The organism is Pseudomonas fluorescens, from assembly GCF_902498195.1.
GTDB lineage: Bacteria > Pseudomonadota > Gammaproteobacteria > Pseudomonadales > Pseudomonadaceae > Aquipseudomonas > Aquipseudomonas fluorescens_BU.
Window position 1 is genome coordinate 789,289 of the sequence record NZ_CABVIY010000002.1, and the last position, 17,022, is coordinate 806,310.

At 62.5% G+C, this 17,022-nt stretch carries 18 protein-coding genes and 1 riboswitch; of the genes, 7 read left to right on the top strand and 11 right to left on the bottom strand.

Annotated elements, in window-relative coordinates:
- Window positions 1–11 precede the first annotated feature (11 nt).
- The 3 genes from F8N66_RS09075 to F8N66_RS09085 are packed head-to-tail and all read right to left on the bottom strand — an operon-like array spanning window position 12 to window position 2,695.
- Window positions 12–800 carry an ABC transporter ATP-binding protein gene (locus F8N66_RS09075; RefSeq protein ID WP_150769848.1) on the bottom strand — a complete coding sequence of 263 codons (789 nt, stop codon included), beginning with the start codon at window positions 798–800 and terminating at the stop codon, window positions 12–14.
- Window positions 797–1,612 carry an ABC transporter permease gene (locus tag F8N66_RS09080; protein WP_150769849.1) on the bottom strand — a complete coding sequence of 272 codons (816 nt, stop codon included), beginning with the start codon at window positions 1,610–1,612 and terminating at the stop codon, window positions 797–799. The genes F8N66_RS09075 and F8N66_RS09080 overlap by 4 nt, the downstream gene beginning before the upstream one ends.
- A gap of 15 nt (window positions 1,613–1,627) precedes the next feature.
- Complete coding sequence (locus F8N66_RS09085; RefSeq protein ID WP_150769850.1) at window positions 1,628–2,695, bottom strand: putative urea ABC transporter substrate-binding protein; 1,068 nt, start codon at window positions 2,693–2,695, stop codon at window positions 1,628–1,630.
- Between the two features lie 61 nt (window positions 2,696–2,756).
- Window positions 2,757–2,857, bottom strand: a riboswitch (guanidine-I (ykkC/yxkD leader).
- 277 nt (window positions 2,858–3,134) lie between these two features.
- On the opposite strand from F8N66_RS09085, the gene F8N66_RS09090 reads away from it, so the two are divergent.
- Both F8N66_RS09090 and F8N66_RS09095 read left to right on the top strand, forming a co-directional pair.
- Entirely contained in the window at window positions 3,135–3,380 is a 246-nt protein-coding gene (locus F8N66_RS09090; protein WP_150769851.1) for a hypothetical protein, read from the top strand.
- A 167-nt stretch (window positions 3,381–3,547) separates the two neighbouring features.
- Window positions 3,548–3,994 carry a hypothetical protein gene (locus tag F8N66_RS09095; protein WP_150769852.1) on the top strand — a complete coding sequence of 149 codons (447 nt, stop codon included), beginning with the start codon at window positions 3,548–3,550 and terminating at the stop codon, window positions 3,992–3,994.
- Between the two features lie 46 nt (window positions 3,995–4,040).
- Here F8N66_RS09095 and F8N66_RS09100 read toward each other — a convergent pair whose 3' ends face one another.
- On the bottom strand, window positions 4,041–5,144 hold the full coding sequence (locus tag F8N66_RS09100) for an enoyl-CoA hydratase/isomerase family protein (RefSeq protein WP_150770159.1): 1,104 nt from the start codon (window positions 5,142–5,144) through the stop codon (window positions 4,041–4,043).
- Between the two features lie 132 nt (window positions 5,145–5,276).
- On the opposite strand from F8N66_RS09100, the gene ung reads away from it, so the two are divergent.
- Window positions 5,277–5,969, top strand: coding sequence for a uracil-DNA glycosylase (gene ung / locus F8N66_RS09105; RefSeq protein WP_150769853.1), 693 nt, complete (start codon window positions 5,277–5,279; stop codon window positions 5,967–5,969).
- A gap of 113 nt (window positions 5,970–6,082) precedes the next feature.
- Here the strand turns inward: ung and F8N66_RS09110 are convergent, their stop codons facing one another.
- From F8N66_RS09110 to F8N66_RS09125, 4 genes are read right to left on the bottom strand one after another with little or no spacing between them, the layout of a single operon-like run.
- Entirely contained in the window at window positions 6,083–7,123 is a 1,041-nt protein-coding gene (locus F8N66_RS09110; RefSeq protein ID WP_150769854.1) for an AbrB family transcriptional regulator, read from the bottom strand.
- On the bottom strand, window positions 7,116–8,630 hold the full coding sequence (locus tag F8N66_RS09115; RefSeq protein WP_150769855.1) for a tripartite tricarboxylate transporter permease: 1,515 nt from the start codon (window positions 8,628–8,630) through the stop codon (window positions 7,116–7,118). Before F8N66_RS09115 ends, F8N66_RS09110 begins: the two co-directional genes overlap by 8 nt.
- Before the next feature lies 1 nt (window position 8,631).
- Window positions 8,632–9,090: a tripartite tricarboxylate transporter TctB family protein gene (locus F8N66_RS09120; protein WP_150769856.1), complete on the bottom strand. Its 459-nt coding sequence runs from the start codon at window positions 9,088–9,090 to the stop codon at window positions 8,632–8,634.
- A gap of 58 nt (window positions 9,091–9,148) precedes the next feature.
- Entirely contained in the window at window positions 9,149–10,126 is a 978-nt protein-coding gene (locus F8N66_RS09125) for a Bug family tripartite tricarboxylate transporter substrate binding protein (RefSeq protein ID WP_150769857.1), read from the bottom strand.
- A 440-nt stretch (window positions 10,127–10,566) separates the two neighbouring features.
- Between F8N66_RS09125 and F8N66_RS09130 the strand changes: the two genes are divergently transcribed.
- Together F8N66_RS09130 and F8N66_RS09135 are read left to right on the top strand one after the other, a co-directional pair.
- On the top strand, window positions 10,567–11,238 hold the full coding sequence (locus F8N66_RS09130; RefSeq protein WP_150769858.1) for a response regulator: 672 nt from the start codon (window positions 10,567–10,569) through the stop codon (window positions 11,236–11,238).
- The gene (locus F8N66_RS09135; protein ID WP_150769859.1) at window positions 11,231–12,619 is read left to right on the top strand and encodes a sensor histidine kinase; all 1,389 of its coding nucleotides are present in this window, start codon (window positions 11,231–11,233) and stop codon (window positions 12,617–12,619) included. Before F8N66_RS09130 ends, F8N66_RS09135 begins: the two co-directional genes overlap by 8 nt.
- A 113-nt stretch (window positions 12,620–12,732) precedes the next feature.
- On the opposite strand, the gene F8N66_RS09140 is transcribed toward F8N66_RS09135, so the two are convergent.
- Both F8N66_RS09140 and F8N66_RS09145 read right to left on the bottom strand, forming a co-directional pair.
- Window positions 12,733–13,554 (bottom strand): HDOD domain-containing protein, encoded by an 822-nt coding sequence (locus tag F8N66_RS09140; RefSeq protein ID WP_150769860.1) that lies wholly within the window; start codon window positions 13,552–13,554, stop codon window positions 12,733–12,735.
- Window positions 13,555–13,590: 36 nt separating this feature from the next.
- The gene (locus F8N66_RS09145; protein ID WP_150769861.1) at window positions 13,591–14,532 is read right to left on the bottom strand and encodes a YgfZ/GcvT domain-containing protein; all 942 of its coding nucleotides are present in this window, start codon (window positions 14,530–14,532) and stop codon (window positions 13,591–13,593) included.
- 149 nt (window positions 14,533–14,681) lie between these two features.
- Here F8N66_RS09145 and F8N66_RS09150 point away from each other — a divergent pair, with 149 nt between their 5' ends.
- Both F8N66_RS09150 and F8N66_RS09155 read left to right on the top strand, forming a co-directional pair.
- Window positions 14,682–14,936: a succinate dehydrogenase assembly factor 2 gene (locus tag F8N66_RS09150; RefSeq protein WP_028624454.1), complete on the top strand. Its 255-nt coding sequence runs from the start codon at window positions 14,682–14,684 to the stop codon at window positions 14,934–14,936.
- A complete protein-coding gene (locus F8N66_RS09155; RefSeq protein ID WP_150769862.1) occupies window positions 14,920–15,372 on the top strand; it encodes a protein YgfX in 453 nt (150 codons plus the stop codon). Before F8N66_RS09150 ends, F8N66_RS09155 begins: the two co-directional genes overlap by 17 nt.
- Here F8N66_RS09155 and nadB read toward each other — a convergent pair.
- Entirely contained in the window at window positions 15,341–16,957 is a 1,617-nt protein-coding gene (gene nadB, locus F8N66_RS09160) for an L-aspartate oxidase (protein ID WP_150769863.1), read from the bottom strand. The genes F8N66_RS09155 and nadB overlap by 32 nt on opposite strands.
- Window positions 16,958–17,022 lie beyond the last annotated feature (65 nt).

Below are 17,022 nucleotides of genomic sequence, written 5' to 3' on the forward strand. Positions count from 1 at the left end.
TGAAAATTCCTCTAAGCGATACGGAGCGTGCCCGCCATGGGTGCCGGCAGGGCGTCGACGGCGGCGCGCTGGACGCGGCGGTCGCTGTTCAAAGGGATGTCATAGGTGATGCGCGCGCCATAGGCGCCGGGGGCGTGCGGGTCGACGCGGACTTTGTCGAACACCAGCAAACGCGTGCCGAGGGTGAAACCTTCGGACAGGTCATGGGTGACCATGAACACGGTCAGTTGCGTCTCGCGCCACAGCGCCAGCAGCAGGGCATGCATGTCTTTGCGGATGCCCGGGTCGAGGGCGCCGAACGGCTCGTCGAGCAGCAGCACCCGCGGTTTCATGATCAGCGCCTGGGCGATGGCCAGTCGTTGTTGCATGCCGCCGGAAAGCTGCGCCGGGTACTTGTCCAGCGAGTGGCTGAGGCCCACTTTTTCCAGCAGCACCGAGGCCTGTTCGCGGGCGTCTTTTTTGGCACGGCCGAACAAGCGACCCAGCAGCGGTGAGCGCGGCAGTTCGAGACCGAGGGCGACGTTGTCCAGCACGCTCAGGTGCGGGAACACCGAATAGCGTTGGAACACCACGCCACGGCTCGCATCCGGTTCGCCGGCCAGTGGTTGACCGTCGAGCAGAATCTCGCCGCGACTGGCCTGTTCCTGGCCTAACAACAACCTCAGGAAGGTCGATTTGCCACAACCGGACGCACCGACGAGTGTGCAGAACTCGCCCTCGTTGACGTTCAGGTTCAGGCCTTCGAGCACCACCTGGTCGGCGTACTGCTGCCAGACGTTTTTCACGGTGATGAAGCTCATGGGCGCGCTCCTTCATACCAAGGGAATGCCCGTCGAGTCAGGCGTTTCAAGCCCCAATCCATCAGCCAGGCGAGCAGGGTGATCCACACCACGTAGGGCAGGATCACGTCCATCGCCAGGTAGCGGCGCACGAGGAATATCCGGTAGCCGAGGCCGTCGGTGGAGGCGATCGCCTCGGCGGCAATCAGGAACAGCCACGCCGAACCCAGCATCAGCCGCAACGAGATCAACAGGCGCGGCAGCAATTGCGGCAGCACCACGCGCAGCATCAGGGTCCAGGTCGAGGCACCGAGGGTCTGGGCCTTGATCAGCAACTCCACGGGAATCTCCCGGGCGCGCTGTTCCAGGTCACGGGCCAGGGCCGGGGTGATGCCGATCACGATCAGCATCACTTTCGACAACTCGCCAAGGCCGAAGACGATGAACAGGATCGGCAGGATCGCCAGCGGCGGCACCATCGACAGCACCGTCAGCAAGGGCGACAACGGCGCGCCGAACAACGGCAGGGTGCCGGCCGCCATGCCCAGGCACAGCCCGGCCAGCGCGCTGATGCCCAGGCCGATGGCCAGGCGGCGCAAGCTGGAAGCGCTGTCCTGCCACAACAGGTATTCACCGGTGCGGCTGTCGGCGACGAAGGCCAGGCGTTTCACCGCGTCGCTCATTTGCACGGCGCTGGGCAACAGCTTGTCGTTGGGGTTTTCCGTCAGCCGCTCGGCCGAGCCCATGAAGTAGGCGAACAGCACCAGGGCGAACGGCAGGATCACCAGCAACAGGCGACTCGGGCGATCCGGGTGGCGATTGATCAGGCGCATGGCCAAGTCCTCAATTTACAGCTTGGCGTCGGCGGCCATCTGGACGTAACTCGGGTCGAAGCGCAGCTTGAGGTTGCCCTTGTCGCCGCTGGTCACGCCATTGGCGAAGGCCATGCCGACCGCGCTGGTGTCCTTGGCGCCTTCACCCAGCAAGCCGTGCTGGAAGGAAAACTCCGCCACCTTGCGCATGGTGTCCGGTAGTTGCTTGCTGGTGCTGAACGCCAGGGCTTCCTGGGGCGTGGCGAACAACTTGGTGGTGTCCAGTTGCGCCTGGAAACCGGCCAGGTCAGTGCCCGAGGCCTTGGCCATGTGTTCGAGCGCGGCCTTGCCGGCGGCGTTTTTCGCGTTCATCAGCCCGACCACTTCGAACCACGCGCCCGTCAGGGCTTTGCCCAGGGCCGGGTTGTCCTGGAGGGTCTGCGAGTTGACGACCATCATGTCCATGATTTCGCCGGGGATCTGGCTGGAGTTGAAAACCTCGGTCACCGCCGGCTTGGCCTTGATGTCCGAGAGCATCGGGTTCCAGGTGGTGACGGCGTTGACCTGATCGGTGTTGAAGGCCGCCGAGATGTCGGCGTCGGAAGTGTTGACCACTTTCAGGTCTTTCTCGGTGAGGTCCACCGAATCCAGGGCACGGGCCAGCAGATAGTGGGAGACCGACAGCTCGACCAGATTGACGTCCATGCCCTTGAGGTCGGCGACTTTCTTGCCTTCACCCTTGAGCACGATGCCGTCGTTGCCGTTGGAGAAATCGCTGACGATCAGCGCGGTGCTGTCGACGCCACCGGCCGGCGGGATGGTCAGCGCGTCCATGTTGGTCATGGTGCAACCATCGAACTGGCCGGCGGTGTACTGGTTGATGGATTCGACGTAATCGTTGAGCTGCACCACATCGATCTTGATGCCGTACTTCTTCGCCCATTTATCGACGATGCCCTGGCTGCCGGCGTATTCCCAGGGCATCCAGCCGGCGTAAATGGTCCAGCAGACGCTGAAGTGGTCTTTTTGCGCGGCTTGGGAAGAGACACTCACGAAGGCTGCGAAAGCAGCGGCGAGCAGGGCGGGTAAACGAAGCTGGGGCATGGTGGTTCTCCAGTTGATCAGGGGCGGGCAGGAGTCAACGCGGCACCGCGAACGGTGGCTTGTCTCCCGGGCTTTTGTCCCGCCGTGTAACCTCAACTGGAGGTCGCCAACTCTCGGACCAGTCACTCGCGATTGCGAGCCGGAACCCTAGTCAGCCATTGCAAATTGTGGTGCCGCGAACCTGTGATGACTCCTGCACGTCTTTGCTAAAGCGAGAGCCGTGCCAAGTCGTGCGAAGCGCTCTGGTCCGGGGTTTCGCTCGAATGCTGGTGCGGGGTGCAGCCGGCCGCCTGCCTTGTGATGGTGCGCCGGCGCACCGCAATGGGACGTCCCGGCCACTGATCCGAAGGTTGGCGTGGCGACGCACTTGGTCGTCGATTGCGAGTCAAAACAGGTGTCAGTCGGCCTGTGCCGGCTGTGGGTCTTTCAGGAGGCCGCCATGTTTCGTCGATTGCTCTTGGGTGTCGTTCTCGGTCTGGGATTGTCCGGCTGCTATTACTACGCCGGTGGCTACGATGTGTACTCCTCGCCTTATTACTCTCCGGGCTATTCGCCCTATTCCTACTATTACGGCCCGCGCTATTACTACGGCGGACCGCGTTTCTACGGTGGCTATCGCTATTACTACTGGGGCGGGCACGGGCCGCGTTATTGGGGCGGTGGATATCGCGGTGGGCACCATTAATCGGCGTGTGAATGGATGAAAAACCTTTCATCGGCGACATGTTTCAACGTGTTACGGAAACGCACCAGATTCCGAATTCGATGTCAGATGTTTCGACAGCCACCGAATCATCGGCTGTCGCCTGCCAGCGTCGCTGGTGTGGCTCACTCGCGGTCCAGGAGGCCGCCATGCTCTCTCGAATTCTACTGATTGCTGTATTGGGATTGTCCCTGGGCGGGTGCGTGCCTTATTCCGATGGAGGAACCAGTTACTACAGTTCCGAGGTCTATACCTCGCCAGCCCCCGCTTACTATTCCAGCGGCGGGTACTACACAAACGACGCTTATTACACACAGCCTCGGCGGTATTACGCACCGCCCGCCAGGTATTACCAGCCGACCCCGCGCTATTACTACCAGCCGCGGGTGTATCAACCGGCGCCGCGCTATTACCAGCCGGCCCCGCGTTACTATCAGTCACGGCCCGACTACCGGGCGCATCAGAATCATGGTTGGGACGGTCGCAACCGTGGTGGCTGGGACAATGATCGTCGTGGCGGGCGAAACGACAATCACGATCGTCGAGGCGACCGTAATGGGCGCGGCAATCACGATGGCCGGGGCAATCACCGCTAACCCGGTCTGAACGCAAGCCCGCTCCCACATTTTTTGTTCAGTATTCCTACAGATCTGCCAGTGGATGCCGGCCTTCCCAGACCTTGTGGAAATGCGCCTCGACCACCGCCTCCGGCACCTTGTTCACATCCGGCCAGTGCCAGTGCGGTTTCTGGTCCTTGTCGATCAACCGCGCCCGCACCCCCTCGCTGAACTCCGGATGGCGACAGCAGTTGAGGCTCAGCGTGTATTCCATCTGAAAGACCTGCGCCAGCGACAGATGCCGGGCGCGGATGATCTGTTCCCACACCAGGTGGGCGGTCAGCGGCGAGCCTTCACTCAGGGTTCGCGCGGCGCGACTGAATAACAGGTCCGTGGAATCGCGCAGCGCGCTGATCGCCTTCCAGGCGCAACGCACATCACTGACATCCAGCAGTTCATCGATCTGCCGACGTCGCGGCAGCCACTGGGGTTCAGGCATCTGCTCGACCGCTTCCTGTTGAAGGGCCTTGAGCAGGCTGTTGAGCTGCATCGGCGTCTGTTCCTGCCAGTTCAACTGCAACAGGCCTTCAATCAAGGCTTCCTGCTGCTCGTCGAGCAGGAAGCGGTCGGCCAGGTCCAGATCGATTGCGTCGCGACCGTTCATATGGGCGCCGGTCAGGCCGAGAAACAAGCCAAGCTTGCCCGGCAGGCGCGACAGGAACCAACTGGCGCCGACGTCCGGATAAAGCCCGATGCTGATCTCCGGCATCGCCAGTCGACTGCTTGGCGTGACAATGCGAATGCTCGCCCCTTGCAGCAGGCCCATGCCGCCGCCGAGCACATAGCCGTGCCCCCAGCAGATCAGCGGTTTGGGGTAGGTGTGCAGGCTGTAGTCCAGACGGTACTCCGCGTTGAAGAAGTGCGCGGCCAGCGGCGGCACTTCGCCCGGATGGGCGCGGCAGGCTTCCACCAGGCTGCGCACTTCGCCGCCGGCACAAAAGGCCTTGGCGCCGTTGCCCCGCAGCAGGACGCAGACGATTTGCGGGTCCTTGGCCCAGGCGTCCAGGCGGTCGCGCAGGGCGTTGATCATCGGCAGGGACAGGGCATTGAGCGATTTTTCGGCATCCAGGCTGGCAATGCCGATACGGGCGCCGTCGGTGCCGGTGAGTTCTTCGAAGTGCAGATTCATCATGACCTCGCTCGGGAATTTGAGGGTTAAGTATGATCGCTGTGTGGGAAAGTGCCGGATCTGCGTCAGACCAATTGACAAGCGCGATGGGCCTTCTTAGGGTTCGCCCCATTGTTTTTGCCGGATGTAACCATGACTGCTGACGACCGTATCAAACTCGAACCGGGCTGGAAGGAAGCGCTGCGTGCCGAATTCGACCAGCCCTACATGACAGAGTTGCGAAATTTCCTGCAACAGGAGCGGGCGGCCGGCAAGGAAATCTATCCACCAGGCCCGATGATCTTCAACGCGCTGAACTCGACGCCGCTGGACAAGGTCAAGGTGGTCATCCTCGGCCAGGACCCGTATCACGGCCCGGGCCAGGCCCATGGCCTGTGTTTCTCGGTGCAACCGGGGGTGCCGGCGCCGCCGTCGCTGGTGAACATCTATAAAGAATTGAAACGCGACCTGAACATCGACATCCCCAACCACGGTTACCTGCAAAGCTGGGCCGAGCAGGGCGTGCTGATGCTCAATACCACCATGACGGTCGAGCGCGCCAACGCCAATGCGCACAAGGACAAGGGCTGGCAGTTTTTTACCGACCGGATCATTGAAGTGGTCAGCCAACAGCAGCCGCACCTGGTGTTCATGCTGTGGGGCGCCCATGCCCAGAGCAAACAGAAGCTGATCGACGCCACCAAGCATCTGGTGCTGACGTCGGTGCATCCGTCACCGTTGTCGGCTTATCGCGGCTTTCTGGGGTGCGGGCATTTCAGCCGGACCAACAAGTTCCTGGAACAGAATGGCGAGACGCCGATCGAGTGGCGATTGCCGCCGGTTTGATGTGTTGTCCGTGATGGCCTCTTCGCGAGCAAGCCCGCTCCCACATTTGACCGTGTGAACAACTCGGTCAAATGTGGGAGCGGGCTTGCTCGCGAAGGGCTCGACTCGGTCTCTCAGGATGACTCAGGCTGCCGGTTCCAGTACTTGAACAACGGCTCCGCCAGAAACAGCACAAACAACAACCGCATCACCTGCATCGCCGTCACCAGCGGCACCGACAGTTGCAGGGTCTCCGCCGTCAGGCTCATCTCGGCAATGCCACCGGGCATCATGCCCAGGGTCAGTGAACGCAAATCCAGATGGGTCAGGGCACTCAAGCCCAGTGCCGCCGCCGTGGCAATCAACATGGTCAACACCGTGCCGATCAAGGTCCGGCCCATGAACGAGGGCGCGCGGCGGAAAAACTGCCGGTTGAAGTGGCAGCCCAAGCCGCTGCCGATCAGCCACTGGCCGATCTGGCTGCCGCCATTGGGCAAACCGATGTGCAGGTCCCAACCGATGCTCACCGCCGCACTCACCAGCAACGGCCCGAACAGCCAGGGGTTGGGTTGACGCAGGCGTTCCCAGATCCAGGCCGCCAATGCGCCTGCCGGAAACAGGATGGCCAGCCAGCGCCAATCGATGCTGCCGGCGTGGGAGATCGGTGCGCCGTCGCCCAGCAGGTATTTGAAGGCTGCCGGCACACAGAGCACCACCACCAGCACCCGCAAACTTTGCCCCGCCGCTACCCGGCTGAGCACTGCACCATTGCGGGCGCCGAGGTTGACCATCTCCCCGGAGCCACCGGGCATGCTGGAGAAGAACGCCGTGGCGCGATCTTCACCCGTGCGCCGCATCAACCAGACGCCGACCACCGCTGACAGGCTGGTGACCAACGCACCGAAGAAGATCAGACCGAAATGGCTCAGCACCTGCTCCATCACCACCGGGGTGAAGTGCAGGCCGATACCGATGCCGACGATCCACTGGCCGCACTTGCGCCCGCCAGGGATTTCCGCCAGTTGCCAGGGCGTCAGGCAGCGCACCAGGATGATCGCCAGCAACGAGCCGACCATCCACGGCAGCGGCCAGCCGACCTGGCTGGCGAGGTAACCGCCCAGCAGGCCGACCAGTGGCGTGCCCCACCAGGCTTTGAACGGTGTTCGATCAGACATCGGCGATAACGCGCCGTGCAACCGAACGTTTACGCCAGATCCGTACGATCGGCACCAGCAACATGACCACAATCAGACTCCAGACACCGATGGTGATCCCGCTCGACCAGAGGATATCCAGCGAACCGTTGGAGATCGACAAGGCCCGACGCAGGTTTTGCTCCATCAAGCCGCCGAGGATGAAGCCCAGCAGCACCGGCGACAACGGGAAGTCCAGTTTGCGCAAAATGTAGCCGAAGATGCCGATACCGATCATCAGGAACAAATCGAACGTGGTGGCATGCACCGCGTACACGCCGATGGCGGTGATGATCGCGATCATCGGCACCAGCGCCCAGTTCGGCACGGCGAGGATTTTGGTGAAGATGCGGATCATCGGGATGTTGAGGATCACCAGCATGATGTTGGCGATGAACAACGACGCGATCAGGCCCCAGACGATGTCCGGTTGCTGTTGGAACAGCATCGGGCCCGGGGTGATGTTGTACAGCGACAGGGCGCCGATCATCACCGCCGTGGTGCCCGAGCCGGGAACGCCGAGGGTCAGCATCGGCACCAGCGCGCCGCAAGCTTCGGCGCCGATGGCGGTTTCCGGGGCCGCGAGGCCACGCTTGTCGCCCTGGCCGAACTTGCCGTTCGGACCGGCAATGCGTTTTTCGGTCATGTAGGCCACGGCGCTGGCCAGCGTCGCACCGGCACCCGGCAGCACGCCCATGATGAAGCCGAGCACCCCGCAACGCATGTTCACCCAGAACACCGAAGCAGCTTCCTTGAAGTTGAACATCATCCGCCCGGTCGCCTGGAAGGCTTCCTGGCCACGGTGGGTTTTTTCCAGCAGCAACAGGATTTCGCTGATGGAGAACAGGCCCAACACCAGCACCACGAATTGAATGCCGTCGGTGAGGTGGATGTTGTCGCCGGTGAAGCGGTACACGCCGCTGTTGGCATCGATGCCGACGGTGGACAGGAACAGCCCGATCAGCGCCGCAATGAACGTCTTGAGTGGTCGATCACCGGCCATGCCGCCGAGGCAGACAATCGCAAACACCATCAGCACGAAGTATTCCGCCGGGCCGAAGGCAATCGCCCACTTCGCCAGGATGGGCGCGAACACCACCATCCCGCAGGTCGCAATGAACGCACCGATGAACGAACTCCAGGCCGACAGCGATAGCGCCACACCGGCCAGACCCTGTTTAGCCATCGGGTAGCCGTCGAGGGTGGTCATCACGGTGGATGCTTCGCCCGGAATGTTCAGCAGAATCGAGCTGATACGGCCACCGTATTCGCAACCCAGGTACACCGCCGCCAACAGGATCAGCGCAGACTCCGGCGGCAGGCCCAGGGCGAACGCAATCGGGATCAGCAACGCCACGCCGTTGATCGGCCCCAGCCCCGGCAGCAGGCCGACGACCGTGCCGATCAGCGTGCCGCTGAGCGCGGTCACCAGGTTGTAGGGGGTCAGTGCGACGCCGAAGCCGTGACTCAAATAACCAAGCGTATCCATATCAGTTCTCCAGAACGTCGAGCAGGCCCAGAGGCAGTGGCACGTCCATGACTTTGTCGAACAGCAGGTACAGGCCGACACTCATCAGGCTGATGATCACCGCGCCCGGCAACCAGCGCCCGCCGTACAGGCGCGCCATCGGTATGCCCACCAGCATGCTGCTGAGGATGAAGCCCAGCGGTTCGAACAGCCCGGCGAAGACCAGCAGCAACACCACGCACACGCCAATCTTGGTCAGGGTTTCGCGATCCATCGGTGGATCTTCATCGGTGTGCTTGATCGGCGAAGGGCGGTACACCATGTACACCAGCGCCAGGCCCATCAGCCCGAGCATCAACAAGGGAAAGGCGCGCGGGCCGATCGGTTCGTAGGAAAAAGGTGCCTGGTAGGGCCAGGCCATCAGCACCAGGCTGAGGCAGGCCAGCAACAGCACCGAAGCAAACAGGCGTTGTAAGAGCATGGGAAACTCCTGTGCCACGGCCCCGCGCAACGGGACCGTGGCCGCTAGACAGAGAGGATCACTGGATCAGGCCGAACTCTTTGGCCAGCACTTTGTAGTCCGCGACTTGCTTCTTCACGTAGGTGTCCAGTTCCGGGCCGGTCATGGCAAACGGGAACAGTTCACGCTGGTCGCGCAGCTTGGCGAACTCGTCGGAGGCCAGCAGTTTGTCGAAGGACGCTTTCCACCAGGCGTAGTCCTCGTCGCTGACTTTCGGCCCGAGGTAGAAGCCGCGAACCACCGGCCAGACGATGTCGTAGCCTTGCTCCTTGGCGGTCGGGATGTCTTTCATTTCCGGCTCGTCCAGGCGCTTCTCGGAGAACACCGCCAGCAGGCGCATGTCGCCGCTCTGGATGTGCGGCATGGAGTCGGAGATGTCGGTGCTGCCGACCTGGATGTGGCCGCCGAGCAGGGCCGTGGCGATTTCACCGCCGCCTTCGAGGGCGACGTAACGCAGGTCGCGCGGGTTGATGCCGGCGGCCTTGGCGATCAGGGCGGTTTGCATCCAGTCCTGGCTGCCGACGGTGCCACCGGAACCGATCACCACTTTGCTCGGATCTTTCTTCAGCGCCTGTACCAGGTCGTCCAGGGTCTTGTAGGGCGAATCGCTCTTCACCGCGATGGCGCCGTAGCTGGTGCCGACGGCGGCCAGCCAGCGCACATTGGTTTCGTCAAAACGACCGAACTTGCCTTGCGCCAGGTTCAACAGCGAGCCGCTGGACCAGGCCACCAGGGTGCCGGCATCCGCCGGACGCTGGGCCACCACCGCGTTGTAGGCCACCGCACCGACACCGCCGGGCATGTAGGTCACGCGCATCGGTTTGGTCAGCAGTTTTTCATTGATCAGCGCGCTTTGCGCCAGTTTGCAGGTCAGGTCGAAACCGCCGCCAGGAGAGGCCGGGGCGATACATTCCGGGCGCTTTGGCTCGGCCATCAATTGGCCGGCAAACAGCACGCAGCTGGCGGCGAGGGCGAAACGGCGCAGTGATCGATTCATTTTTGTCTCCACAGGAGTTGTTGTTTTTCGGGATGATTCAGGCGCGACGATTTCGCGCGGCGCTGGCGTGTTCAAGTCCGCAGGGACTGAACGACGGGCAACCGGCTTCGGCGCTGGCAAAACGTAGACAAGGGGGCGTGCGGGGAAGGGCGGTGCGGGCAAGCCTGGGGCTGTGTGGACAGCATGGCGAAGTACCTCGGTTATTGTTCTTATTGGCGAAAACGCTTCATGGCGTTTTTCGGGAGCTACATTTCACAGCAGGGTGCAGATGACGGTTGGAACGTCAGTTCGAAACATTCCGTAACCCGACTCTAACCACTCAACCTTTCGCTAACCTTTCAGGATGCTTTCACGGCTTTTCGGGCTTCACAGGGGCGGATGCCGCTGTAAACTCCGCGCGAAAGAATGGCGTCGACCATCCCTGAATGAGGTAAAGATCCATGCGTGTCCTGCTCGTCGAAGACCATCTGCAGCTCGCCGACAGTGTCGCCCAGGCGCTCAAGAGCACCGGCTTGACCGTGGATGTGCTGCACGACGGCGTGGCCGCTGACCTGGCGCTGGGCAGCGAGGACTACGCCATGGCGATCCTCGATGTCGGTTTGCCGCGCATGGATGGCTTTGAAGTGCTGGCGCGATTGCGCGCCCGGGGCAAGAACCTGCCGGTGTTGATGCTGACCGCGCGCAGCGACGTCAAGGACCGGGTCCATGGCCTGAACCTCGGTGCCGACGACTACCTGGCCAAGCCGTTTGAACTCACCGAACTCGAAGCCCGGGTCAAGGCCCTGCTGCGCCGCAGTGTGTTGGGCGGTGAACGCGTGCAGCGCTGCGGCGTACTGGCCTACGACCTGGAAACCCGACGCTTCACGCTTGGCGAGGAGTTGTTGACCCTGACCTCCCGCGAGCAGGCGGTGCTCGAAGCCTTGATCGCCCGTCCCGGCCGGGTGATGAGCAAGGAACAATTGGCCTCCCAGGTCTTTGGCCTCGATGAAGAAGCCAGCCCGGACGCCATCGAAATCTACGTGCACCGCTTGCGCAAGAAGCTCGACGGCCAGCCGGTCGCCATCGTGACGTTCCGAGGCCTTGGCTACCTGCTGGAAAGCCGCGATGCATAAGCCCAGCAGCCTGCGCTGGCGGTTGCTGTGGAACCTGGCGCTGTTGCTGGTGGTGTTGATGCTGGCCAGTGGCTTGAGCGCCTACTGGAACGGTCGCGAAGCAGCCGACACGGCCTATGACCGGACCTTGCTGGCTTCGGCGCGCACCATCGCCGCCGGCCTGTCCGAGCGCGACGGCAGCCTGAGCCTCGACGTGCCTTACGTGGCCCTCGATACCTTCGCCTACGACAGCGCCGGGCGAATTTTTTACCTGGTCAACGACATCAACCAGAAGCTGATTTCCGGCTACGAAAACCTTCCGGGCCCGCCGGCGGGAACGCCGCGCACCGATGACTATCCGGCCCTGGCACGGTTTTACAACGCGACTTACCGGGGGCAGAACGTGCGGGTGGTCAGCCTGCTCAAGCCGGTCAGCGAGCCAAACATGAATGGCATGGCGGAAATTCGCGTGGCGGAGACCGATGAGGCGCGCGTCGACATGGCCCGCAGCCTGGCGGCCGATACCTTGCTGCGGTTGGGCATGCTGGCGGTCGGTGCGCTGTTGCTGGTGTGGTTTGCCGTCAGTGCGGCATTGCGTCCGCTGGAACGCTTGCGAACGGCAGTGGAAGAGCGGCAGTCCGACGATCTTCGCCCGTTGCCTTTGGTCGAAGTGCAGCGCGAACTGTGGCCGCTGGTGCGTGCGCTCAATCACTTTACCGAACGCCTGCGGGGACAGTTCGAGCGTCAGGCACAGTTCATCGCCGATGCCGCCCATGAGTTGCGTACCCCGCTGGCTGCGCTCAAGGCGCGGCTTGAGCTTGGGCTGCGGGCGAGTGAGCCGGAAACCTGGCGCAGTACCCTGGAAACCGCTGCACAGAGCACCGATCGCCTGACCCACCTGGCCAACCAGTTGCTGTCACTGGCGCGGGTGGAAAACGGCGCCCGGGCGATTGCCGAGGGCGGCGCGCAGCTGCTCGACCTGAGCCAGCTGGCGCGTGAATTGGGCATGGCGATGGCACCGCTGGCCCACAAGCGTGGCGTGGCACTGGCACTTGAAGCGGACGAGCCGGTCTGGCTGCGAGGCGAACCGACCTTGTTGAACGAACTGTTGAGCAATCTGGTGGACAACGCGCTGGCCCACACGCCACCGGGCGGCAACGTCATTCTGCGGGTCTCGGCACCAGCGGTGCTGGAGGTCGAGGACGATGGGCCGGGCATTCCCCTGGATGAGCGTGACCGGGTGTTCGAGCGCTTTTATCGACGCAACCAGCAGGTGGCGGGATCCGGCCTGGGCTTGGCGATTGTCGGGGAGATTTGCCGGGCGCACCTGGCGCAGATCAGCCTGCACGATGGCGAGCAGGCGGGGTTGAAGGTGCGGGTGAGTTTTATTGCCGGGGAGTGAGGGTGTTTGTGCTGGCCCTTCGCGAGCAAGCCCGCTCCCACACGGGATCTATGTAACACCACAAGTCCCAGTGGGAGCGGGCTTGCCCGCGAAGGCGGCGACGCGACCTCGAATCAGTAAAACATCGAGCGCGTTTCTTCCAGGTCAGCGCACATCGCCTTGTTATCAGGGTCGATACCGAGCGTGTTGAACGCCGGCACGCTGAATGGATCGATACGCGAGATCGGGTGGTCGGTGTCCTTGTGGCAATACAGGCTGGCCACTTGCACCAGGTCGGCATAATCGATTTGCGCGGATTTGCGCTTGAAGTCCAGGTACAGCTGCGGCACCTGCACCAGCATGTCCGGAAACTCCCAGACCCTGAGCAATTTGTCGCCCAGCAGCGGGTGGATGCGGTCGATCACATGGTTGAGGCTGACCGGGTCGGACAGCAGCTCATAGTGATCCTCGGCGTAGGTCAGGATCGGCAGGACACCGATCTGATGCACCAGTCCACCCAGCGCCGCCTGATCAGGCTTGAGCTGGGTGTAGCTGCGGCACAGGGCATAGCTGACACCGGCGATTTCCAGGCTCTTGCGCCAGACTTCGCGCATTTTCTGTTCCACCACCTCGGAACGGGCATGGAAAATCTGTTCCATGACCAGGCCGATGGCCAGGTTGCTGCTGTAGTTGATGCCCAGGCGCGTGATCGCCGTGTGCAGGTCGGTGACTTCCTGGGTCGCGCGCAGCAGCGGGCTATTGACCACTTTGATCAGGCGCGCCGACAGCGCGGCGTCGCGGCCGATCACTTTGCTCAAGGTGCTGATACTGATGTCCGGGTCTTCAGCGGCCTTGCGAATCTGCAAGGCCACTTCCGGTAATGTCGGCAGAACCAGGTCATCGTTATCGATGGCCTCAACCAAATCCTGTTGGACCTTTTCCGCCAGCTCACTCATTTCGTTTATCCAGGTGTCGCAAAAAAAGTACGGCGGTTATCGCTGGATTTCGCGGTCGCGGTCCAGTTGGTAAGGCAGGTCGAGCACGTGCAGGGCCGGGCCGTCGAGCGCGCCGACGTGGATATCGCCAGCCTCCGCCGCTTCGGCCTGCAACACGGCCAGCAGTTCAATGGCTTGGCCGGCACGGGCGGCCAGCACCACTTCGCCGATCGAACTGCCGTGACTCGGGGAGAACAGCGGGGTACCGGGTTCAGGCAGTTCGCTGGCATCCAGGCGCACGCGATAGAGGCGACGCTTGAGTTTGCCCAGGTACTGCATCCGCGCGACGATTTCCTGGCCGGTGTAGCAGCCTTTCTTGAAACTGACGCCACCGACGGCTTGCAGGTTGAGCATTTGCGGGATGAACAGTTCGCGAGTGGCCGGCATCACCTGACCGATCCCGGCGCGGATCTGGCCCAGCAACCACTGGTTCAGATCGCCTTCGGCCAGCAGGGCGGCGAGTTTGCCCTTGACGGCATCGGCTTGGTCGGCGGCGACCCAAAGTTCGGCGCGTCCGGGCGATACGCGAATGGCGATCAAACCGTCATGGCGCACGACGCTGTCGGTGTCTGCCGGCAACTCAAGCCCGAGGCTGGTCAATGCAACCTCGCCATGGTCGATGCCGAAGCGGACCCAGGCGGTACTTTCATCGGTCAATTTGGACTTGGAGAACACCGCGTACTTTTTCAGGTCGGCCAGCTGCGGTTCCAGCAACTCGCTGGCCATGGCCAGGAGCACGCCGTCCCCTTCGAGCAGGATTCGGAAGCTCGATTGCATCCGGCCTTTCTGCGTGCAGCGCGCGCCCAGGCTGGCCTGGGTGTCGCTCAGGTAGTTGAGATTGCAGGTCAATTGGCCTTGCAGGAACTTGCCGGCGTCCGCGCCGCGGACCGCCAGGACACCTTCATGAGACAGCGTGCAGAAAAAAGCAGAATCGGCCATGGGTCATCGCAGGGTAAAGAGTCTGGCGGACATGATAAGGGGGCGCCCTCGAAATGGGTAGTTCACAAAGGTTCGCCGGTGACCGACCAAAGCCGACTGTTCGATCAGGCACGGGGCTGTATACTTGCGGCCTATTTGAGGAGCGCTCCATGGTCGAAGATGTTGAACTGAATCGCCTCTACTGGCACAGCCGCCGCGGCATGCTTGAGCTTGACGTGTTGCTGGTGCCGTTTGTGAAAGAGGTCTATCCGCACCTCAACCAGGTCGATCGCGACTGCTACGTCAGGTTGCTCGAATGCGAGGATCAGGACATGTTCGGCTGGTTCATGGAACGCGCCGAGTCGGAAGATCCGGAGCTTCAGCGCATGGTTCGCATGATCCTGGATCGTGTCCAGCCCAAGTAATTCGTTCGAATGCCGCTGGCATGCCTCAAGGCAGTTGCTGGCGGCGTATCTCTTGGCCCAGCTGCTTGTGTTGGGTTCGCTGTTCCTGCTCTCCGTTCCGCTCTGGGCCAGCTTGCTCGGCGCTTTCGGCTGCCTGTTGCACGGCGCCCGGGCGTTGCCACGGGTGATTCTGCTGACGCACCCGCAAGCGTTTCGCGGTCTGCGTCGCAATACCGAGGGCTGGCAGTTATGGAGTCAGGCGGCGGGATGGCAAGCGGTACAGTTGCGACCGGACAGCCTGGCGCTGCCGTTGCTCGTGGTATTGCGATTTCGCGTGAAAGGCGAACGATGCGTCAGGGCCATTTGCGTGCCCCGGGATTCGCAGGCGGCGGATGTGCACCGACGCCTGCGGGTCCGGCTCAAGTTCAGTCGGCGTAGGTGGGCGGCACCAGAATAGTGTCGAGGGCGACCGGCAGCATGTCCGGGTAGTCGAGCGTGTAATGCAGGCCACGGCTTTCCTTGCGCTCCATGGCTGACAGGATCATCAGCTCGGCCACCTGGGCCAGGTTGCGCAACTCGATCAAATCCCGGCTGACCTTATAGTTACTGTAGAACTCGTCGATTTCGTCGAGCAACAGGCGCACCCGGTGCTGGGCCCGTTGCAGGCGCTTGTTGGTGCGCACGATACCCACGTAGTCCCACATGAATCGGCGCAATTCATCCCAGTTGTGCGCGATGATCACGTCCTCATCGGAGTCGGTCACCTGGCTCGCATCCCACACGGGCAGGGCGGCGGGGGCCGAAACCCGGGGCAATTGCTCCAGAATGTCCGCCGCCGCCGAACGGGCGTATACAAAGCACTCCAGCAACGAGTTGCTGGCCATGCGGTTGGCGCCGTGCAGGCCGGTGAAGCTGGTTTCGCCAATCGCGTACAGCCCCGGCACATCGGTGCGCCCCTGCTGGTCGACCATGACCCCGCCACAGGTGTAGTGCGCCGCCGGCACCACCGGAATCGGTTGCCTGGTGATGTCGATGGAGAATTCAAGGCAGCGTTCGTACACGGTCGGAAAGTGCGTCTTGATGAACGCCTCGGACTTGTGGCTGATGTCCAGGTAAACGCAATCCACGCCGAGACGCTTCATCTCATGGTCGATGGCCCGGGCGACGATGTCGCGCGGAGCCAGTTCGGCCCGAGGGTCGAAGCGCTGCATGAAGCGTTCGCCGTTGGGCAGCTTCAGGTGTGCGCCTTCGCCGCGCAGGGCTTCGGTGATGAGGAAACTCTTGGCCTGCGGGTGATACAGGCAGGTGGGGTGGAACTGGTTGAATTCCAGGTTCGCCACCCGGCAGCCCGAACGCCAGGCCATGGCGATACCGTCGCCGCAGGCGCCATCGGGGTTACTGGTATAGAGGTAGACCTTGGCGGCGCCGCCGGAGGCGAGGATCACGAAACGGGCGCCGTAGGTGTCGACTTCGCCGGTGCCGCGATTGAGCACGTAGGCACCCAGGCAGCGATCACCCTTGAGGCCGAGGCGTTTTTCAGTGATCAGGTCGATCGCCACCCGCTGTTCCAGCAGCTCGATGTTCGGCCGTTGCCTGGCCTGGGTCAGCAGTGTCCTGAAAATGGCCGCGCCGGTGGCATCGGCGGCATGAATGATGCGTCGGTGACTGTGGCCGCCTTCGCGGGTCAGGTGGAATTCGAATCCGCCATCTTCGGTGCCGGACTGCTCATCGCGGGTAAAGGGTACGCCCTGGTCGATCAGCCACTGGATCGCTTCTTTACTGTGTTCGACGGTAAAGCGCACCGCATCTTCATGACACAGGCCACCACCGGCATTGAGGGTGTCATCGACGTGGGATTCAACGGTGTCGGTATCGTCCAGGACCGCCGCGACACCGCCCTGGGCCCAGAACGTCGAGCCGTTGGCGAGGTCGCCCTTGCTCAGTACCGCGATGCGCAAATGACCGGGCAAGGTCAGCGCAAGGCTCAAGCCGGCAGCACCGCTGCCAATTACCAGGACATCGTGTTGAAACTGTTGGCTCATTTCAGGATTCCGCTCAAAGCGACCCGGTTCGGGGTAGGCGCTGGACATCTGGAAGGCAAGGTCAG

Excerpts from the sequence above, each read along its gene's own strand:
- F8N66_RS09075 (WP_150769848.1), bottom strand. The coding sequence starts at position 800 with ATGAGCTTCATCACCGTGAAAAACGTCTGGCAGCAGTACGCCGACCAG.
- F8N66_RS09080 (WP_150769849.1), bottom strand. The coding sequence starts at position 1,612 with ATGCGCCTGATCAATCGCCACCCGGATCGCCCGAGTCGCCTGTTGCTG.
- F8N66_RS09085 (WP_150769850.1), bottom strand. The coding sequence starts at position 2,695 with ATGCCCCAGCTTCGTTTACCCGCCCTGCTCGCCGCTGCTTTCGCAGCC.
- F8N66_RS09090 (WP_150769851.1), top strand. The coding sequence starts at position 3,135 with ATGTTTCGTCGATTGCTCTTGGGTGTCGTTCTCGGTCTGGGATTGTCC.
- F8N66_RS09095 (WP_150769852.1), top strand. The coding sequence starts at position 3,548 with ATGCTCTCTCGAATTCTACTGATTGCTGTATTGGGATTGTCCCTGGGC.
- F8N66_RS09100 (WP_150770159.1), bottom strand. The coding sequence starts at position 5,144 with ATGAATCTGCACTTCGAAGAACTCACCGGCACCGACGGCGCCCGTATC.
- ung (WP_150769853.1), top strand. The coding sequence starts at position 5,277 with ATGACTGCTGACGACCGTATCAAACTCGAACCGGGCTGGAAGGAAGCG.
- F8N66_RS09110 (WP_150769854.1), bottom strand. The coding sequence starts at position 7,123 with ATGTCTGATCGAACACCGTTCAAAGCCTGGTGGGGCACGCCACTGGTC.
- F8N66_RS09115 (WP_150769855.1), bottom strand. The coding sequence starts at position 8,630 with ATGGATACGCTTGGTTATTTGAGTCACGGCTTCGGCGTCGCACTGACC.
- F8N66_RS09120 (WP_150769856.1), bottom strand. The coding sequence starts at position 9,090 with ATGCTCTTACAACGCCTGTTTGCTTCGGTGCTGTTGCTGGCCTGCCTC.
- F8N66_RS09125 (WP_150769857.1), bottom strand. The coding sequence starts at position 10,126 with ATGAATCGATCACTGCGCCGTTTCGCCCTCGCCGCCAGCTGCGTGCTG.
- F8N66_RS09130 (WP_150769858.1), top strand. The coding sequence starts at position 10,567 with ATGCGTGTCCTGCTCGTCGAAGACCATCTGCAGCTCGCCGACAGTGTC.
- F8N66_RS09135 (WP_150769859.1), top strand. The coding sequence starts at position 11,231 with ATGCATAAGCCCAGCAGCCTGCGCTGGCGGTTGCTGTGGAACCTGGCG.
- F8N66_RS09140 (WP_150769860.1), bottom strand. The coding sequence starts at position 13,554 with ATGAGTGAGCTGGCGGAAAAGGTCCAACAGGATTTGGTTGAGGCCATC.
- F8N66_RS09145 (WP_150769861.1), bottom strand. The coding sequence starts at position 14,532 with ATGGCCGATTCTGCTTTTTTCTGCACGCTGTCTCATGAAGGTGTCCTG.
- F8N66_RS09150 (WP_028624454.1), top strand. The coding sequence starts at position 14,682 with ATGGTCGAAGATGTTGAACTGAATCGCCTCTACTGGCACAGCCGCCGC.
- nadB (WP_150769863.1), bottom strand. The coding sequence starts at position 16,957 with ATGAGCCAACAGTTTCAACACGATGTCCTGGTAATTGGCAGCGGTGCT.